The organism is Lactococcus petauri, from assembly GCF_023499275.1.
Lineage (GTDB): Bacteria > Bacillota > Bacilli > Lactobacillales > Streptococcaceae > Lactococcus > Lactococcus petauri.
In genome coordinates, this window is the sequence record NZ_CP094882.1 from 1,164,722 (window position 1) to 1,183,465 (window position 18,744).

General features: G+C 37.5%; 24 protein-coding genes and 1 riboswitch. Of the genes, 4 read left to right on the top strand and 20 right to left on the bottom strand.

All coding sequences use genetic code 11. The annotated features are described in order from the left end of the window. Positions 1–7 precede the first annotated feature (7 nt). From lgb_RS05695 to lgb_RS05740, 10 genes are all read right to left on the bottom strand, one after another. Positions 8–601 carry a xanthine phosphoribosyltransferase gene (locus tag lgb_RS05695; RefSeq protein ID WP_249663176.1) on the bottom strand — a complete coding sequence of 198 codons (594 nt, stop codon included), beginning with the start codon at positions 599–601 and terminating at the stop codon, positions 8–10. A gap of 158 nt (positions 602–759) precedes the next feature. After that, positions 760–857: riboswitch (purine riboswitch) on the bottom strand. An 86-nt stretch (positions 858–943) separates the two neighbouring features. Beyond that, positions 944–1,660 (bottom strand): pseudouridine synthase, encoded by a 717-nt coding sequence (locus lgb_RS05700; protein ID WP_017369897.1) that lies wholly within the window; start codon positions 1,658–1,660, stop codon positions 944–946. Further along, on the bottom strand, positions 1,647–2,216 hold the full coding sequence (gene scpB / locus lgb_RS05705; protein ID WP_086582690.1) for an SMC-Scp complex subunit ScpB: 570 nt from the start codon (positions 2,214–2,216) through the stop codon (positions 1,647–1,649). The genes lgb_RS05700 and scpB overlap by 14 nt, the downstream gene beginning before the upstream one ends. After that, positions 2,209–2,949: a segregation/condensation protein A gene (locus lgb_RS05710; protein WP_019294024.1), complete on the bottom strand. Its 741-nt coding sequence runs from the start codon at positions 2,947–2,949 to the stop codon at positions 2,209–2,211. The genes scpB and lgb_RS05710 overlap by 8 nt, the downstream gene beginning before the upstream one ends. Then, positions 2,946–3,674: a site-specific tyrosine recombinase XerD gene (gene xerD / locus lgb_RS05715; RefSeq protein WP_019294025.1), complete on the bottom strand. Its 729-nt coding sequence runs from the start codon at positions 3,672–3,674 to the stop codon at positions 2,946–2,948. Before xerD ends, lgb_RS05710 begins: the two co-directional genes overlap by 4 nt. Then, complete coding sequence (gene cbpB, locus lgb_RS05720) at positions 3,631–4,095, bottom strand: cyclic-di-AMP-binding protein CbpB (protein WP_019294026.1); 465 nt, start codon at positions 4,093–4,095, stop codon at positions 3,631–3,633. Before cbpB ends, xerD begins: the two co-directional genes overlap by 44 nt. Positions 4,096–4,115: 20 nt before the next feature. Next, a complete protein-coding gene (locus lgb_RS05725) occupies positions 4,116–4,625 on the bottom strand; it encodes a metallophosphoesterase (protein WP_064305315.1) in 510 nt (169 codons plus the stop codon). Between the two features lie 35 nt (positions 4,626–4,660). Next, a complete protein-coding gene (gene racE / locus lgb_RS05730) occupies positions 4,661–6,073 on the bottom strand; it encodes a glutamate racemase (protein ID WP_019294027.1) in 1,413 nt (470 codons plus the stop codon). Positions 6,074–6,100: 27 nt separating this feature from the next. Then, on the bottom strand, positions 6,101–6,340 hold the full coding sequence (locus tag lgb_RS05735) for a YneF family protein (protein WP_004257058.1): 240 nt from the start codon (positions 6,338–6,340) through the stop codon (positions 6,101–6,103). A gap of 120 nt (positions 6,341–6,460) precedes the next feature. Continuing rightward, entirely contained in the window at positions 6,461–7,483 is a 1,023-nt protein-coding gene (locus lgb_RS05740) for a branched-chain amino acid aminotransferase (RefSeq protein WP_019294028.1), read from the bottom strand. 137 nt (positions 7,484–7,620) lie between these two features. Here lgb_RS05740 and lgb_RS05745 point away from each other — a divergent pair, with 137 nt between their 5' ends. Next, the gene (locus lgb_RS05745) at positions 7,621–8,367 is read left to right on the top strand and encodes a mechanosensitive ion channel family protein (RefSeq protein WP_019294029.1); all 747 of its coding nucleotides are present in this window, start codon (positions 7,621–7,623) and stop codon (positions 8,365–8,367) included. 19 nt (positions 8,368–8,386) lie between these two features. Here the strand turns inward: lgb_RS05745 and lgb_RS05750 are convergent, their stop codons facing one another. The 9 genes from lgb_RS05750 to lgb_RS05790 form a co-directional block, all read right to left on the bottom strand. Continuing rightward, entirely contained in the window at positions 8,387–9,148 is a 762-nt protein-coding gene (locus lgb_RS05750) for a ribonuclease HII (protein WP_019294030.1), read from the bottom strand. Continuing rightward, positions 9,135–9,992 carry a ribosome biogenesis GTPase YlqF gene (ylqF, locus tag lgb_RS05755; RefSeq protein ID WP_019294031.1) on the bottom strand — a complete coding sequence of 286 codons (858 nt, stop codon included), beginning with the start codon at positions 9,990–9,992 and terminating at the stop codon, positions 9,135–9,137. Before ylqF ends, lgb_RS05750 begins: the two co-directional genes overlap by 14 nt. 265 nt (positions 9,993–10,257) lie before the next feature. After that, a complete protein-coding gene (locus lgb_RS05760) occupies positions 10,258–10,902 on the bottom strand; it encodes a DNA-3-methyladenine glycosylase (protein ID WP_029345843.1) in 645 nt (214 codons plus the stop codon). Positions 10,903–11,069: 167 nt separating this feature from the next. Continuing rightward, positions 11,070–11,477, bottom strand: coding sequence for an NUDIX domain-containing protein (locus lgb_RS05765; protein WP_019294033.1), 408 nt, complete (start codon positions 11,475–11,477; stop codon positions 11,070–11,072). A 49-nt stretch (positions 11,478–11,526) separates the two neighbouring features. Continuing rightward, entirely contained in the window at positions 11,527–12,147 is a 621-nt protein-coding gene (locus tag lgb_RS05770) for a hypothetical protein (RefSeq protein WP_019294034.1), read from the bottom strand. Then, positions 12,134–12,805 carry a hypothetical protein gene (locus lgb_RS05775; RefSeq protein ID WP_019294035.1) on the bottom strand — a complete coding sequence of 224 codons (672 nt, stop codon included), beginning with the start codon at positions 12,803–12,805 and terminating at the stop codon, positions 12,134–12,136. The genes lgb_RS05770 and lgb_RS05775 overlap by 14 nt, the downstream gene beginning before the upstream one ends. A gap of 74 nt (positions 12,806–12,879) precedes the next feature. Further along, on the bottom strand, positions 12,880–13,926 hold the full coding sequence (locus lgb_RS05780) for a hypothetical protein (RefSeq protein ID WP_227671628.1): 1,047 nt from the start codon (positions 13,924–13,926) through the stop codon (positions 12,880–12,882). A gap of 70 nt (positions 13,927–13,996) precedes the next feature. Continuing rightward, complete coding sequence (locus lgb_RS05785) at positions 13,997–15,136, bottom strand: ArgE/DapE family deacylase (RefSeq protein ID WP_019294037.1); 1,140 nt, start codon at positions 15,134–15,136, stop codon at positions 13,997–13,999. Positions 15,137–15,295: 159 nt separating this feature from the next. Beyond that, complete coding sequence (locus lgb_RS05790; RefSeq protein WP_019294038.1) at positions 15,296–15,787, bottom strand: hypothetical protein; 492 nt, start codon at positions 15,785–15,787, stop codon at positions 15,296–15,298. 223 nt (positions 15,788–16,010) lie between these two features. On the opposite strand from lgb_RS05790, the gene lgb_RS05795 reads away from it, so the two are divergent. Both lgb_RS05795 and lgb_RS05800 read left to right on the top strand, forming a co-directional pair. Next, on the top strand, positions 16,011–17,462 hold the full coding sequence (locus lgb_RS05795; protein WP_019294039.1) for a Y-family DNA polymerase: 1,452 nt from the start codon (positions 16,011–16,013) through the stop codon (positions 17,460–17,462). Further along, on the top strand, positions 17,452–17,634 hold the full coding sequence (locus lgb_RS05800; protein WP_019294040.1) for a hypothetical protein: 183 nt from the start codon (positions 17,452–17,454) through the stop codon (positions 17,632–17,634). Before lgb_RS05795 ends, lgb_RS05800 begins: the two co-directional genes overlap by 11 nt. An 11-nt stretch (positions 17,635–17,645) precedes the next feature. Here the strand turns inward: lgb_RS05800 and lgb_RS05805 are convergent, their stop codons facing one another. Beyond that, a complete protein-coding gene (locus tag lgb_RS05805) occupies positions 17,646–18,026 on the bottom strand; it encodes a VOC family protein (protein WP_019294041.1) in 381 nt (126 codons plus the stop codon). 296 nt (positions 18,027–18,322) lie between these two features. Here lgb_RS05805 and lgb_RS05810 point away from each other — a divergent pair, with 296 nt between their 5' ends. Further along, positions 18,323–18,721 carry a phosphate-starvation-inducible PsiE family protein gene (locus tag lgb_RS05810; protein WP_004257024.1) on the top strand — a complete coding sequence of 133 codons (399 nt, stop codon included), beginning with the start codon at positions 18,323–18,325 and terminating at the stop codon, positions 18,719–18,721. The last annotated feature ends 23 nt before the right edge of the window (positions 18,722–18,744 follow it).

Genomic DNA, 18,744 nt, shown 5'->3' on the forward strand with positions numbered 1-18,744 from the left:
CTCCTTCTTAATCCCAAGCAGCATCATCTGCTGGCGCAAAGACGACTTGACCTGACTCAAACTTTTCAATACGGGCTAGAGAAGTCACTGTTAAGCCTTTCTCCATCAATAGATCGCGTCCGGTTTGAAAACTCTTTTCAATGACAATACCGATACCAGCAACTTTTGCGCCTGCCTGTTTGATCAGCTCTTCGAGACCAAGCGCAGCTTGACCATTGGCTAAAAAGTCATCCACAAGTAAAACAGTATCTTCAGAAGAGATAAATTTACGAGAAATTGAAACTGTTGAAGTAATTTGTTTTGTAAATGAAAAAACCTCTGTTGTCAATAATTCTTCATTCATTGTGATATTTTTGGATTTTTTAGCAAAAACCATGGGTACACCAAGTGCTTCTGCTGCATAAAGTGCTGGTGCAATACCGCTTGCTTCAATCGTTACAACTTTAGTGATATTTTTATCTTTGTAAACTTCAGCAAAGCGCGCACCAATCGCTTTCATCAACTCATAATCGACCTGATGCGTAAGGAAGCTGTCCACTTTTAATACTTGGTCTCCCAAAACTTGTCCATCAGTTTCGATACGATTTTCCAATAACTTCATAACTTCTCCTATAACATTTATCACTCAAGACTGGCTTTGGCTCTAATACGCACAAAAACTCTACCCGATAAGGTAGAGTATTTCTAGACGACAAAAAGAAGATATTATTTACGACCTTTAAATGTAAACGATGAAAATTTCGATTTAAAGATAGGACTGTACAAATAGAATCCTCTTATTGTCCTGCCTTTACGGTGCAGGGTAGAAACACTTAGCCATATCCTAAGCATAAATAAGATTTTTAATATTGATACAGTATATCGCATTTTATTATTTTTAGCAAGAAAATATCGTAATAAATAAAATTTTTTCAAATATTCATCAGAATTGTTCGGAATTTACTTATTTTTTTGCTTCATTTACCAATTGTGAAACTTCTTTTTTGGTCAGGCGACGGTAGCGACCAGGGACTAAACCATCTAAACTTAATGGTCCATATTGAACACGGCTAAGTTTTTGGACAGGCAAACCAACTGCTGCAAACATTTTCTTAACTTGATGATTTTGTCCTTCATGGATTGTCAAGCTAACAAGCGAGCTGTTTTTCGCTTTGTCCTGTTTCATAATCTCATAACGTGCTGGACTCACTTTTTTCCCATCAATGGTCATACCTAAAGTCAAAGGACGCAAGTTTTCCTTATTGGCTTGCCCTTCAACCTTAGCGATATAAACTTTTTCAACACCATGGCGCGGATGTGTCATCAAGTTGGTAAATTCTCCATCATTAGTCAGCAACAGGAGACCACTTGTGTCCCAGTCTAAACGACCGACAGGATAAATGCGCTCCTTTCCTGAAGGGAGCAAATCCATAACGGTTTGGCGCCCCTTATCATCGCTTGAGCTTGAGATATAGCCACGTGGCTTGTTAAGCATATAGTAAACCGGTTCTTCGTTATAAACAGCTACACCGTTGACTTCAACGATATCTCCTGATTCTACTTGATAGCCCAGATTGGTCATTGTAACGTTGTTGACAGAAACTTTTCCTGATAGAATAAGTTCTTCTGCCTTACGTCGGCTGGCGACACCTGCATGTGCCAAAAATTTATTGATTCGCATTTAATTCCTCATTTTCGTTAAATAATACTTGTTTTTCGCCAATAAATTGGCTTTCATCTATTTCCGGTAGCTCTGACAAGTCATTGATACCAATATAATCTAAAAAGAACTCTGTTGTTCCATAAAGTCCTGGACGACCAACAACTTCAAGCGTACCTGTTTTTTCGACCAAATCATAAGCACGCAGTGTTGAGAGCGCTCCACTAGAGTTGACACCACGTAACTGATCAATTTCTAGGCGCGTAATCGGCTGTTTGTAGGCAATAATCGAAAGTACTTCTAAGGCAGAACGTGACAGACTTTGATTTAGTGGCGTCTTCGCATAGTTTTTAAGAATATCAGCAAAGCTATCTTTCGTTGCTAACTTATATTTCCCAGCTGTTTCGATAATAGTTAGTGCAGATTCTTCATCGGCTTGATATTTCTCAATAAGGCGCTCAATTTGTTGTTCACAAGCAAACTTACTCATGCCTGAAAGCTCTGATAATTGATTTAACTCCAGTCCTTCTTCACCCGTAACAAAGAGTAACAGCTCCAAAGTAGCTGTCTTATTCAGATTGTTCATCTTTCGTTTGTCCTCTTTCTAATAGAATTTCACCAAAAACTTCTTCCTGCTTAAACGTTACTTGTTGTGTTTTTATGAGCTCTAGTAAAGCCATGAAAGTGGTCAAAAGTTCTTCTTTCGATGTCTTCTTCGAAAACAGAGAACTAAACTTACAAGTCTTTTTCTTTAAAAAGTAACGGGATAACTCCACTATCTTATCGGAAATTGAGAATTTCTCTGCCTCTATTGTTGTATTCTCATCTGTGAAAGACTGTTTTTGTAAAGCTAAAACATTACTGAAAGCCAAAAATAAATCCAGACTGTTATGATCTTGTAAAAGTACTGCATCTTCTCCAATAATTTCCGTTTTGGCTTTGGAATAATACTGACTACGAGCTTCATGCATCTGGGCAATATCTTCGGATAGTGCTTTATATTTTCGATACTCATCGATTTGTGCCAGCAAATCTTGTTCCAACTGTTCAGTATCTTCGATGAATTCCTCGGCCACTGTAGGCAAAAGGCGACGGGACTTTATCAGCATTAACTGACTCGCCATGACCATATATTCACTGGCAATTTCCAACTCTAATGTTTTCATGGCCTTCAAAAAGTTCAAATATTGTTCAATAATCGGAACCAAAGGCACCTCAAAAATATCAACTTTATATTGCCCAACCAAGTGCAAAAGTAAATCTAAAGGACCTTCAAAATCATTGATTTTTATCTTTATTTCTTCACTCATTTATAGTATTTCTCTAAAGTAGTTGTTGTAGATAGCCCTAGAGCTTCTGCTAATTCGTATACGGTTTTACCCAGCCGCACTTGTTGTAAGATATATTGTTCGCGTAATTCTTTTGCTGTTAAATCCGTATATTTTTTTAGTTCTAAATAAAGAAATTGACGTGATTTGGTAAACAATTCATCAGCATTGTTTATTCTTTGGGTATAAAGTGCAAACTTATCACGTATTGGTAAAACACGCTTTAAGCCGGACTTCTCAACAGTAAGAATTCGGAATTTCCAGTTGAAATTTTCCCACCTTAAGTGCTGTATTTCTGAAAAAGTTAATCCAAACTCAAGAATTAAAAATGCTAAAAAATGACCAGGAGAAGTCACCGGTTTGTAAACGGATGACATGTTCTTGATTTCTAACTTTTTCTTTAGTTCTTTCTTTGGTGCATTTACTTGCTGAATTTTATGGTATTCTTTCAATAAATTTTTATCGTAAAGATAGAGAAGAAACTGATTTGCACTTGATATCTTGCGGCGTTGTGCTGCCACAGCCAATTTTTTCAAAGACTGACGATAAAGCATGAGCGACTCACGAGAAATTGTTCTTTTCTCAAAAAACTCGGCAAAATTTCGTAAATCATAAAGATAATTTGATTTGGTATTTTCTGAGAAATTTTTACTCTCTAAAAAATTAGGAATTTCGTTCGATAATATCATATTTTTTACTAAATTCATGGGCAAAAGCGTTAATGGCTTTAAGAATTTCTTGACGTGCAATAATCCCCACAAACTCGGTTCTTTTTACTACCGGCAAGAAAGGCTCTTTAACCAACTTATGTAAGATTTCTTCCAAGGGTGCTGAGGGGGAGACTGTTTCTATCTCAGTGTCCACAATCTCTGATATAGGTGTATTCATCGATTTTTCATAAAAGAAATCTTCACCCATCTCAAATTCGACAATATCTGCAAGCCCTAAAACGCCGACAAACTCTTTATCTTTAGTGAGAACAGGAACTCTAGAATATTTATACTGACTGAGCAATAATTTTGCATGAGAAATATTATGTTCGTCACATAAAATAGCTACGTCGTCAGCATCTTTTATAAAAGTTTCGCTTTGTTCTAAGAAATATTTTTCAATAGCTTTATCAATCATTTTTACTCTACCTCTTTTTTCTAAAGCTCAAAAGTAAACTGTAGACCTGGAATTTCCTGGTGCTCTAAATCATGATAAGAAACCTTATAGCCATCTTCTAAAATTGTGACGACAGCATACATTTTGATATTGATACTTCCTCTAGGCTGACTTACTGAACCCGGATTAATATACAAGGTATTTCCTATCATCTGTGCGACAGGCTGATGGATATGACCAAAAAGTGCAATGTCCGCTTCTTTTTCTTCTGCAAAGTAAGAATAACGATCAAGACCTAAGCCAACGTAAAACTGGTGGCCATGAGCAATAAGAACTTTCTTCCCTTCGACATCCACCATTTTTATCTCAGAATAGCCTTCATCGTAGTCGCAATTTCCCGCAACTACGGTGATACCTTGCCATATATCATCATTACTTGGCAATTCAGAATCGCCACAATGAAACAAAGCTGATGCTGTGCCTTCATATTTTTTTTTGATTTTTTTAATTACGTCACGATCAGTATGTGAATCACTCATTACAATAAACATTGAAGACTCCTTTTAGCTAACACTCATGCCGCTTTTTATTTTTTAATGTGCTCCAGCCATTCTGGGAGTTCTGTCATTAATTTTTGTAAAGCTTGACCACGATGTGAAGCTGTATTTTTTTCTTCAGCACTAAGCTGAGCAGCAGTTCGGTCTGACGTTCCCACTAAAAAGATAGGATCATAGCCAAAACCATTTTCGCCTTGCGGCGTAAGGCCAATACGTCCTTGCCAGTCTGCTTCAACAACCAAACTGTCATGGCCTGGATAAGCAGCAACTAATGTCGTATGGAAATGCGCCGTCCGACGCTCAGGTGTTATTGCTGTTGAAGCTAACTCATGGAGAAGTTTTGCAATATTTTCCTCATCTGTTGGATCAGGCCCAGCAAAACGATGGCTCCAAACACCAGGCAAACCCCCTAAAACATCCACACATAAGCCAGAATCATCACCGATGACAACTTCACCAGTAATTTCGGCAATTTGTTCTGCTTTGAGACGTGCATTTTCTTCAAAAGTCATGCCAGTTTCAGCAATATCTGGTAACTCAGGATAATCTTTAAGATTTTTAATTTTGTAGCCAAATTCTTCAAATAGACGTTTGAATTCTGCTGTTTTCCCATCGTTACGTGTGGCGATGAGTATCGTTTTTTTAGCAGATAATTCTGTGTGCTGTGCAGTGATTTTTGCCGAACCAAGCCATCTGTCCGCAATAGCTTGAAAATCTTCTGCCTTACCTGTTGTATAAAAACGGTGATGGAGATTTTGACGCTCTTCACCGTTGAGATCAAAATAATTTAGCAAAACGGTAATATCACGTACAGTTTCAGAACCACTGTCAATAAGCTGAACATCCGGTCCCATTTCTTTTTGGATGAGTTTGCGCAAAAGAGGATAATGTGTGCAGCCTAAAATCAAGGTGTCAACTTTGCCAACCATTGGTTTTAAAGCCTTCGCTACTATTTCTTGAGCCTCTTCCGAATCTGCACCGTTGGATTCAACCAATGGTACAAACTCTGGGCAAGCCAAACTACGTACATCAACACTTGATGATTTGAGTTGAATAACTTTACGATATTGATCAGAATTAACCGTTGCTTGTGTCGCAATTACGCCGACTTTCTTGTTAATTGTTTTTTGAATCGCACTTGAAGCACCTGGTAAAATCACACCTATGACAGGAATATCAAGAGCTGCTCTTACTTCTTCAATTGCAACTGCTGTTGCTGTATTGCAAGCGAAAACAATCATTTTTACATTTTTAGAAAGCAAAAAATTGACCATATCCCAAGTGAAAGCAGTAATCTGCTCATTTGAGCGTGGCCCGTAAGGCGCACGTTGCGTATCACCGATATAGACAATTTCTTCGTTTGGTAATTGACGGAGAATCTCGCGAACAACGGTCAAGCCTCCAACTCCTGAATCTAGTAAGCCAATAGGTCTGTTGTCCATAAATACCTCCAAAATTTACTTTTTATCTTATTTTTTCTTAGTGTCTGCTTGTTTAGCTGCACTACGAATTTGACGAAGTACTTGTTGTACTTGTGCTTCAGATGGTTTGCGTCCCATTGAACCCATCATCATACGTACTGCATCTTCATTCAATGGTGGGTTATCCATCAAGAGCTTTTTAGTTTGTTTTTGTGTAAACCAAGCGCCCCCAGCAAAGCCAGCAATGGCAAAGACAATCATAAGTAAAATTGCAACAAATAAATTCATTAATACTCTCCTACAAGAAAGCTATAAAATCGCTTTCGTAATTTTTACTCCTTATTATATCAAATTTAGACACATTTGTCAGCTGCAGATTTTCTCTTTATTTTTTGAGACTTTTATTTATTATTCAACAGTATAAATCCAACCTTCTGGGGCTTCCTTATCGCCAAATTGAATACCAACAAGTTCATTGTATAAGCGTTGAGTCACTGGGCCAACTTCTGTTTCTGAATAAAAAACATGGTGTTTATCCTGATCATCAATAGCACCAATTGGTGAAATGACTGCAGCAGTTCCACAAGCGCCTGCTTCGACAAAATCATCTAGTTGATCAACAAAAACATCTCCTTCAATAGCTTTCATTCCTAAACGTTCTTCCGCCAATTGCAATAAAGAATATTTTGTGATAGAAGGTAAAATTGAAGGGCTTAAAGGCGTGATGAACTCATTATTCTTGGTAATCCCAAAGAAGTTTGCTGCACCCACTTCTTCAATCTTAGTGTGTGTTGCAGGATCAAGATAAATCACATCAGAATAGCCAGCTTCATGTGCTTTTTGTCCTGGCTCAATCGAAGCGGCATAATTCCCTCCAACTTTTGCCGCACCTGTACCATGTGGCGCCGCACGGTCATAATCACGGGATACGAGGAAGTTTGTTGGTGCTAAACCACCTTTAAAATAAGAACCTACTGGGACCGCAAAAATTGTAAAGATGTATTCATCAGCTGGTTTTACCCCAACAAGGCCGCCAACACCTATTAATAATGGACGGAGGTAAAGCGTAGCTCCAGTTCCGTAAGGAGGGACAAAGTCTTCATTTGCTTTAACGACTTGTTTTACGGCATCGATAAACTTGTCTGTTGGTACTTCTGCCATACGCAAGCGGCGCGCTGTAGCTTGTAAACGCTCAGCGTTACGGTCAGGACGAAAAAGATTTATTTTTCCAGATTTTGTACGGTAGGCTTTGAGTCCTTCAAATCCTTGTTGTCCATAATGAAGCGCTGGCGAGCCTTCCGAAAGGTGCAAAGTCGCATCGCCTGTAAGTTTTCCATCATCCCATTTCCCATCTTTAAAATGTGAAATATAGCGATAAGGCAACTCTCTGTATTCAAAACCTAAATTTTCCCAATCTAATTCAACTGTCATTCTTTTTCATCCCCCATTTTATTGACATTCTTTTTCCATAAAGCCAAACTTCATGGTATTTGTTATAATTAATTATTATAAGCTATTTTGAATGTGATTTCAACATAAATTCAGAAAATTATAGAAATGGAAATAAAATGAATATTCTTAGAATAAATTTTCAAGAACTCGGCCAACTCTTGTTGGATAAATTAATCTACGTCTTTTTAGTCAGTCTTTTGTTTTTTATTTTATACCGGATCAGTGCACGCATCGTAGAAACTCTTTTCAAAAACTACAGCAATCGTTCTTGGGCAGATGCTTCTCGGATAATGACCTTAGCCCGCTTAACAAAAAGTGGTTTAACTTATCTGACAGCCTTTCTCTGGATTTATACCGTTCTCTCTATTCTTGGTGTTCCTGTAGGAAGTGTACTTGCAGGTGCTGGTATTCTTGGTGTTGCTCTTGGTTTCGCAGGCCGTGACCTTGTCGCAGATATCATCAATGGTTTCTTTATTATTGTCGAACATCAGATTAACGTGGGCGATTGGATTCGTTTTGAAAATCTCGGTATCGAAGGGGAGGTTACTGCTGTAGGTATCCGCTCAATCACTTTGATTTCAGATGATGGTGCCACAGCTTTCATTCCTAACCGTAATATTGAATCCTTGAAAAATTTCTCTTACAAAGATCGGACGATGAACTTAGACATCCCAGTTACAGCCGAAAATTTAGAAGCGATGAAAGACCAAGTTCTCCGTGTGAACGCTGAATATCCTCAAGTCGTTTACAACGGTATTATTACACGAGACGAAAGCATTTTTATACGGAGTTTACTCACGGCGAATCTCAGCGAAATAAATGGCTTACGGATGGAAATTATGAACAAATATTATACAAAATAAGCAGATCATGATGATCTGCTTATTTTTCTAACATTGATTTGATGGGTTCATAAGATTTACGGTGAATCGCTGTAACACCGTAGTTCTTTAGGCCTTCCAAATGCTTGGCCGTGCCATAACCTGCATTATGTTCAAAGTCGTAATGTGGGTATTTTTGTGCATACTCCGCCATCATTCGATCTCGTGTCACCTTCGCAACAATACTTGCTGCCGCAATGCTTGACGACTTGGCATCACCTTTGATAATACTGACTTGAGGAATATTAATGTCTAACTTCATCGCATCGATTAAGAGGCATTCTGGCTGTATTTCTAATTTTTCTACAGCTTGAAGCATTGCGATTTTAGTCGCCTGATATATGTTCACTTGGTCAATCGTTTCGTTATCAACTAAACCAACACTGACAGCAAGTGCTTTTTCTTGGACTTCTGCAAAAATAGCTTCATGTTTAGATTTTGGAATCTTCTTACTGTCGTTGAGACCTTTAATCTTACAATTTTTTGGTAAAATCACGGCTGCAGTCACAACAGGACCAGCTAAGGGGCCACGTCCAACCTCATCTATACCCGCAATCAAGTCCATCCCTTGCGCATATGCTTGTCGCTCAAAGTTCAGCATCATTTCTAAACGTTCGTCTTCTGCTTGTTCTGCTAAAATCTCTTTTTTACGACGTTTAATCGCTGTTTGAACTCCTGCACGAGTATCTTCCAAAAAAGCGTCCACTTCGAGTAGTGTATTTAAGCCGTTCAGTTGCTCTTTTATTTCTTTAATCGTTGACATAGTCACTCACTTTATCCAAGCAATATTCGCCCATTCTGCCATCACGTACATCCTTAACAAACATTTGATAAAAACGGTCATAATCATCACGGAAGCCAAAACGTTTGGTCAATTCCATGATGAGATCGGGAATTTCTAACTCCAGATCTGCTTCTTTCATGCGCAAACGTTTCATAGTAGCTTCTTGGTAATTTTCAAGGAAATACTGCAAACCAAAAATAGTCACATCATCCATCGGCAAAAGCTGATCCTTAATAGCGCCTGTTAAAGCAAGTTTTAGACCAACTTGGTCATCTTCGAATTTTGGCCAAAGTATCCCTGGTGTGTCAAGAATTTCCAACTCTTTATTGGTACGCAACCATTGCTGCCCCTTAGTTACACCAGGCTTATTTCCTGTAACAGCTACTTTTTTTCCTGCAAGACGGTTCATCAGTGTTGACTTACCCGCATTAGGAATACCTACAATCATCGTACGTAAAGAACTATTTTGGATGCCTCGTTCAGCATTACGCGCAAGCTTATCAGCCATCAAAGTTTTCGCTGCAACAGTCAAACGTTTGGCAGTATGTGCTTCTTTCGAATTGATGGCTAGAGCGATTATGCCTTGCTTTTCGAAAAACTCCACCCACGATTTCACAGCGTTTCTGTCAGCTAAATCAGCCTTGTTTAAAGCGATAAGACGTGGTTTATCCCCAATAATTTTATCCAACATTGGGTTACGTGAACTGATTGGTAAACGTGCATCTACCAACTCAATCACAAAATCAACATATTTTAAATTTTCTTGCACTTGACGACGCGCTTTGGACATGTGTCCTGGGAACCACTGAATTGCTACACCCATTTTTAAACCCTGCTATGACTGATGTCATAGCCTTTCATTTTTATTTTTTAGTGATGAAAATAAGTATTAAATACATCTAGAGATGTCCGTATCTCTATTTTACTTGAATCTGCTCTGTGTGTTTTTTCTTACATAAAAAAGCCTTGTAGAGCATATCATACTAGGCTATTCTATCATTTTTTGGGATTCTGCGCTAATATGTAGCTGTTTGAGTTTGTGGTCTATTTTATTGTTCTGGAGTTCTTTCTCATATAAAAACAGCAAGTCATGCCTTTGGTATCGTTTCTTTTAGATAGTTTTTATTTTTCTGAAAAGGTGGTTTTTCCCAAGTCAACTCATCATCATCTAATATTTCTTTTTTCCGAATACGGGAAACTTGCGAATTTCCTTTTACATAAAATCCTAAAGGTTCATCTCGCCATTCATCCATACATGTTATTCCAATTCTTTTTCGGCTAGCAATCTCTTTGGGTGTTTTGTCTACTTCTAATGTCAAACGTGAGTCAGGAAAATACTCTCCGTCTATCTCTTTCGTTATACCAAAGGATTTCGTGAGCTTTCCAGGACCACTGCCATCATGTTCTGGAGCATCTGCTTGAACGGCACGAATTAAAACAGCCTCTGGGATATCTTCGTCCATAGTTACTAGATTTAACATAAAATGACCATGAATTTGATATACATACCAGTGACCAGCGGAGAGATACATGGATTCATTACGAGGTGTACGTTTTCCCATGAAGCTATGGCACGCACTATCCAGTGTACCAAGATAAGCTTCAGTTTCTACAATATTACCAAGTATTTGCGACTCTCCGTCTGTTTCCATGACAAGTTTCATACCAAGAAGGCTTTTGGCCGTCTCAATTGTGCTTTTATTTATAATATCTAAAAAATTTTTATCTTTCATAAATACCTGTTCTTTCATATAGCAAAGTACTTTTTGGGTGCCGGTTTTACCTTTACTTAATTAGAATCTAGTCAATCCTTGATTACTCATATATCTTTTACATTGGAAGAGTGTGGCTTAGAAAAAAATAATTACCATCATATATTTACTAAGTCCCAACAAAAAGTTCAAACCCACTTCGTTGTTTTAGCATCAAGAATATTATATTTATCTAAATAAGACAGTAATGGATTTAAAACGTAAGAAAAGTTTACCATGTCCAGTGTTTCAATAAATTGTATTCCTTTTATTTTATTAGGTTCATTTAGTGTGGGAAGTCCTTTGGCAGTATTTGCAAAATAGAAATGTCCTCTCCACTCTATATCTCCAAAAACAAAATCATCAGAATACACTTCTTCCAAATCAGAAATAGTTAAAGAAATTTCTTCTTCAACTTCCCTTATTGCACAAGCAATTGAGGATTCTCCTTGTTCTTTTTTTCCTCCTGGAATGTTCCAGACTGCCTTTCGATCTCTTATAACTAAAACATCTCCACTTGCATCATTCAAAAAAACTCTAGAAAATTCTTTTTTCATTACCTAGTCTCCTTCCTTCCGAATATCCTATTCCATTTTAACTTCTTTGTTACTCTAACCCATACATAGAAGCAGATAGATTTTTATGTAGAATTTGATCTGAATCCTTATCATAGATAACATACATACCAACTGATCCATCAGAGAGTGTTTCTCCACTGGACCAGTTTGCTTTACCCTCAACTGCGGCTCCTCCCGGATAGTATTGCGTATATTCAACTAGTTCCTCAGGGGGGCCAAGTTCTTTTATTAGCTCTTTCATGAGTGTACCATGTGCGTAGTACTGCTCTTTCTTATCTGGGGAACGATGCAGCGCAGCAATTTGTATATTGTCGTACTTTTCTAAGCTCAGACCTTCAATTGCTGATGCATTTTTCTCAGCATATTCTTTTTCCTTTGAAAGCTTAACTTCTTTCGTTGACATATTTACAGCCGTGGCTTTTTCTTCAACTTTAAATGTTTTCAAATTCGTGTTTTTCAAGATAAAAACCATTACTATCAGTAGACTGAGGGTCAAAATGAAAAGAGACAGCCAAATCATTTTTCTACTTTTGTGTCTGGGATAGCTTATATACTCGGTCTGGCAGTAAAGACATCTTGTTGTTCTTGCTTCTTGAACAAATTCATTAGCGCCACAATTTTTACATTTCACTGTTTCATTCTTTGTCATAAATATTGCCCATCAAGTCTTTTCTTAAAATTTGTCCTGTTTCTTTATCATAACTGATTGAGATTGTTACTTCTCCGTCTTTTAAAGAAGACCCTGTGGACCAAGTTGCTATACCTTCAATTTTGTTTCCCGGAACACGACTTTCTTTTAAGCTATCTGGAGAATAACCAACACTTCGCTCAAGGTCCGAAAAGTGCATACCATTTTGGTAAATTGGATATTTACTTTCCGCTGAGACAATCTGTTCTGCTCGTTGGATATTGTTGTATTTTTCTAAAGACCAGCCCTTTATTTTATCAATATTTTCACGCGCGTATTGGTTCCTGTTTTTCTTTAAAGAGGAGTCACTTTGGAATAGTTTTTGATTTTGAGAAGTTGTTGATTTCCTTCCCGAATTGTTTATTCCATAAGAAACTAAAAACCAGACAATCACAAAAGTTGTAAAAACTAATGCTCCGATAGCAAGCCAAATATTTTTCCGACTTCTTCTGGGAGCATACTCCTCCTTGTACTGCGTAGCGCAATAGGAACAAATAAGTCTCCCTTGCTTTCTTATAAAACTTGATCCTCCACAATTTTTACAGATAATTGCCTCTATCATTTTAACCTGACCTTTAATTTTTACGTAAGGAGAAAAAAATTGATATGTATTAATCAATTATTTTCTCCTTGATGATATCACTATTTAAGTATATTGTATCATTTTTAAAAAGACATGCATTCATGCCTTTTTTATATTCTATCCAAAGGATCCGCAATCATATCCTGTTTACTTGATGCGTCTCCATCTACATCATTCAGATATGTTTCCATACGTATGGCATTAATCTGCAGCTTATCTTGACTAAAATCAATATTCTCTTTCTTAATGACCAGCTGTTGGGTAGTGAGCGTGTTGAAAATACCGTAGCGGAACTTAATCGCGTTTTGTTTTGCAAAAATATCCTTCCAAGTAATTTGAGGAATACGCTTTAAGACTTTTTCTGTATTAATATTTTTTAAAGGGTTATCTGTAAAAAGTGTCTTCAATGCCCCTTCACTTAGCATATCGTAAGCCCCAAAACCTTGACCCTTCACGACAGGTTCATAGATTTCCTCAGTTTCAAAACCAATCATTTGAAAATCCACCGTAGCCTGAGCTTCAAAATGCCCATGTTCTGTCTCTTTCGAAGGTTCGGTCTGAATATGAACAGTGACTTCTGCATTAGGCTTCATATGAATGGCATTGATCATATCATAACCTTGCCATGTTGTATCATCAAGAGCCGCAAATAATTCATTATTTAGCACCTCTACCCGCTTCTTCCATGCTTCGTTAATTTTTGTACTGTTTTTGACGTTTGCTGCTCTTTCTTTAACCAAAGATTCTTCTTTTTGTTGGTAAGCTTTGCTTCCTGGCCAGTAATACGTTTCCCAGATTTCCTTCTCACCAAGTTTGGTACGGATTTTTAAGACCTCGTTATTATTTTCCATACGAAACTTGCGTGTGACTGAGAAATCACCCGCTTTTTCTGTAATCGTGTGCGTAATAGGATTAATCTTCACATTTTTATCTGAGCGAATCACCATTTCCTGTTTGGTAAAAGGACTGGCTTGCACCAAATCTCCTCGTAATGAGCCGGCAGAAACACGGAGTTTATTTTCCCCAAAGCTGACCCATTTCCCCCGAACATCTGTTGTGTCTGGGCCTAAAAAGAGATAAGTAAGGAGAGCTGCGCTGACAAGAACTACTCCCAATAGACCACCAATAAATATTTTTTCATATTTAAATTGTAACATAAAGTAATATAAACGCAGATTAGAATATAAAAAACCAAGCAAAAACTTGATTTTCTACACTCTAATCTAACTAATCTAAATATTTTTTCGCAATATTCTGGTATGTATCAATCATATCTAAGTAATTTGAAATTTCAACATACTCATTAACTTGGTGAGGGAGATTACTTACTCCTGGGCCAAAGACGACAAAGTCAAATTTATTTTTGGATTTCACAAATTCGGCAGCATCAGTAGTTCCTGCGATGCCAATAACTGGTAAAGGCGTATCAAACTCACTTTGAATAGTTTGGATTAAGATTGAGTTTTTATCCGACTGCACTGCCACTTTATCCTCGTCAATCGTTAATGTCAACTTATAATCATGATTTTCATTCACTTTATCAACTACTTCTTGAAGTTTGGCCTTAATCTTATCGTTACCATAGGTTGGTACACTTCGGATATTTCCTTCAAGACTGGCTTCTCCCGGAATTGCATTCACCTGGTCACCCCCTCGGATAACAGTCACATTATGGATAGTTGTTCCCAGTTCTGCATCAGGGTATTCTTCAGCAATTTTATCCATTTCAACATTAACAGCAGTAATAAATTCGTTCAAGTGATTGATGGCATTAAAGCCTTCTTGAGGTTGTGAGCTATGTGCTGCTTTACCTGCTGAAACTACAGAGTAGTTAATCGATCCCATATGCGTGTAGACCAAGTTATAATTGGTCGGCTCAGCAATAATTAAGCCGGATAAATCATCCGCAAAACCGAGCTCTGTAAGCTGACGTCCACCAAGTTCTCCAACTTCCTCACCTACCGTAGCCAATAAACGGATGATTCCATCAAATTTTGTCTCAGCTTCTTTTAATTCAATCATTGCAATCGTGATGGCTGCAAGCCCAGATTTCATGTCTGTTGAACCACGCCCATATAATTTATCACCGTCAATAGTTGCAGAAAATGGCGGGTAAGTCCAAAGGGATTCATTACCAATATCAACAACGTCCATATGACCTGTCAGCCCCAAAACTCGGCTGCTTGAGCCACTCTTAATTTCAGCTACTAAACTGCTGCGCCCTTCGGCATATTGAATTAATTTGGAGTCAATTCCATGATTTTTCAATAAGTTTTGTAAATAAACAGCGACTTCTTCTTCATTTCCGTTAATCGATTTAATTTTTATCAAATCTTGTAAAATTTTAACTTTTTCTTCTTTTTCCATGAAATCCCTCCTAATTTTTAATTCATTTGCATTATTAATTTAACCTCTACTAATAATTGTACTCTATGTCATTTCGTCTTGCCAATAATTATACTTTTTATTTTTGGGAAAACTTTATTTATACAAAAAAAGAACCACTTTAGAAGTAATTCTTCTTTATTATTTCTTCAAAATGTTTTTCAAGACAATTCCACTGGTTACTGCCAACAATACACCTGTAGCAAGTGTTGTCTTTGTCACAATATTCCAAGGTCTTTCTGTAAGATGTTCAACTGTTTCTTTCATATAGTAAGCAGGATTTTGTCGCGGACCTTTGAGGCGTGCCGGTGCTTCTTCCTGAGTTTCAGCTAATGGCATAATCGGAACATAACCTGCTTCTGTTACAATCTTATTTTGTTTATCCTCAGAAGTCATTGGAGTTTGCGTTCCGTCTTCCTGCCCGACAAAATGATCCATCAATACACCTTGTTCTGGTACTTCATGTATTTGCCCAATAGTAAAATCTGTACCACAGAAACGAGTGCGCACAGTATTTGCAACGGCAGGCGCTGTTCCTTTGGCGACGACCAGTAAAGTGGTCAAACCAACCACTGAAGCTTTCTTTACCTTACTCCAGTATAAGGGCTTTTTTTGATTGATTAAAATTTTCATAGCTCCTCCTTATATTACAATTTCGTTACTTATATTATAGCATTCCCTTTTCTGTTTTTACTAATAATTTGAGAAATCCATGTTTTTCGTGTTACATTTTTTTATAAAACATCATTTAGGTTACACAAAGAATAAATATTGAGTTTATAATTATTTTTCTTTGTTTTCTTTCTTTTTTAGGTATATAATATTGAATAAATCAATATTTGATAAGAGGTATAATATGTTTATTGACTATACGTATGAACCACGGCGCGCAATTTTTTTTGAGGATGTAAAATCGAACTATGCCTCAATCGAGTGTGTGGAGAGAGGGCTTCATCCTTTAGATACCTCTCTATGTGTCATGAGTCGCTCAGATCACTCCTATGGCCTTATCTTAGCTTCAAGTCCGAAATTTAAAGAGGTTTTTGGAAAATCTAACGTCAGTCGTGCGGCAGATTTACCTTTTTTACTGGAAAATAGGAAATTTAACTATCGGCGTTGGTATGCCAAACATACTGACATTTACGGACAACGCACAGAACCCTCTATGCAACATGTCGCTTTTATTGAAAGTTGGGCTAAACGTACACATATCGTCCCTCCACAGATGGCTCTTTATATCGATAAGAATATCGAGATGCAGCAACTTTTGACCAACTATACTTCTTCTGAAGAAATTCACTCGTATTCTATTGATGAGTCCTTCCTTGATGTTACAGAATCTCTGAACCTTTTCTACCCTAAAATCAAAGATAAATATGAACAAATGGATTTGTTAGCTCAGGATTTACAGCAAAAAGTCCTTAAGCAAATGGGCCTATTTGTGACTGTTGGAATGGGGGATAACCCTTTACTGGCCAAGTTAGCGATGGATAATTATGCCAAGCACAGCGCAACTATGCGGGCGCTCATTCGTTATGAGGACGTCCCCGAGAAGATTTGGACACTTCCAAAGATGACTGATTTTTGGGGGATTGGGAGACGGACAGAGAAAAGATTCAATAAGTTAGGAATTTATTCTATCAAGGATCTGGCTCATGCGAACCCTGATAGAATTAAACGAAAAATGGGAATCGTTGGTCTGCAACAATTTTTTCATGCACATGGTATTGATGAAACCAATGTCCGCGAGAAGCACCACAAAAAATCAGAAAGCTACAGCAACAGTCAGATTTTGCCACGCGACTACGTAAAGCAAGATGAAATTGAGCTAGTGATTAAGGAAATGGCTGAGCATCTTGCTATCCGACTTCGAAAAGGTAAAAAGCTCGCGGGTGGTCTCTCACTTTATGTCAAACCTTCCTACAAAGAATACTCTTCTTCGATAAAAATAGCCAGTAAAATTGAGCCCACTCAAAGTACAACGGATATTCAAACCGAGTTTTTGCGCCTCTTTAGAGAAAAATATCATGGTGAAATTGTAAGAGAAATCGGTATCGGTGGTTTTGATTTATCTAGCGAAAATATCAAGCAACTTAATCTTTTTGAAACAATGCTCCCTAATGAATCTAAGGTCATCACTCATCAAAAACAGGAAGCTCTACAAAATGCCATTGATGAAATACGTGATAAATTTGATTTTACAGCCATTCAAAAAGCCAGCGTTTTGACAACTGGCTCTAGAGTTTTAGAAAGAAGCAAAATGATTGGCGGCCATGCAGCCGCAGGAGGAGAAAAAAATGACAGTTGATCGCTCATATAGCCCTTATGAATCTATCCGTAACTATCATGACAGAGGCATGATGAAATGGGGCGCTTTCGCCACAGGAGAGCTCTCTGAGGCACAACGAAAACTGCGAGAGAAAGAGGAATTAGAAAGTGAAATATCATCAAAGAAAGCAACTTCAAAATCAGACGATTAAGATTTTGCACATCATTCTGGTAATTCAGTCTGCGCAAATGCATAATAATTTCCATCAGGATCTTGGAAATTAAAGTTCACCATACCTTGGAAATCATTGATTGCGCTTGCTGTGTTCGTTGCTTTAGAGACACGCGTATGCCATTCCTCTAAGTCATCCACAGTAAAAAGCATTGAGCCTTTCATATCTGCTACTTCTGGTGAATTTTGACGAATAAAGTCAAGATTCCATAATTGAATACGTGCGCTTGGAGCATCCGCATCCACTGCGAAAATCACCGTTTCTTGCGAGCCTGAACCTTGGCGACGAAGTTCTTTCAAGCCAACTTTCGCCCAAAATTCTGCGTGCGTTGGGACATCCGAAACATAAAGCATATTACAAAGATTAATCATAGTATTTTCTCTTTTCTATAAAGTAAACAGATGGTGACTTGCTCTAAAACGCACCTTCTTCTTTTACATTGATTATCCCACAGTCTAAGGTAAAAAACAATTTAGAAACGCTGGAATTCCGATAGGGATAATTTATACATTGAGATAATGTGATAAGAAAATGTATCTTTTTAATAAGACTTTTCTTATTTTCAAATATTCAATTCATTTTTCCAAGTCTAATCTCTCCTCAAAGCTGATGTTTCTGTGCTATACTAGAATTATAAAATTACACGACTAATCAGGGAGGTTCTCATTTGATTCAATTTAATTTTTTATCAAAAACTTTTAATGTCATTATAAAAGTCTGTTTAAGTTTACTCGGGCTGGTCATTGCCTTTCTTATGTTTAAAGAGATTTGGGTTCTTCTCTCCTCATTTACTACAGGATTTATTGATTACAGTTTCTACGATATTATTGACCGTATCTTAACCTTTTTCCTCTTTTTGGAATTCTTAGAACTCATTATTCACTATCTCTCCGATAATGATCACCCAACAATCAAGAAATATATCTATATCGCGGTTGCTTCTATCGTTCGGCTTTTAATTTCAAATCACGAAACTTCTCAACTCAGCCTGTTCCTCCAATGTTCAGCCATTTTAGTCCTTATCATTGGAACCGTGATGCTCAACCTTTGGGGAGATTTAAAATAATAAAAACCTTCGCTTATCGTCGA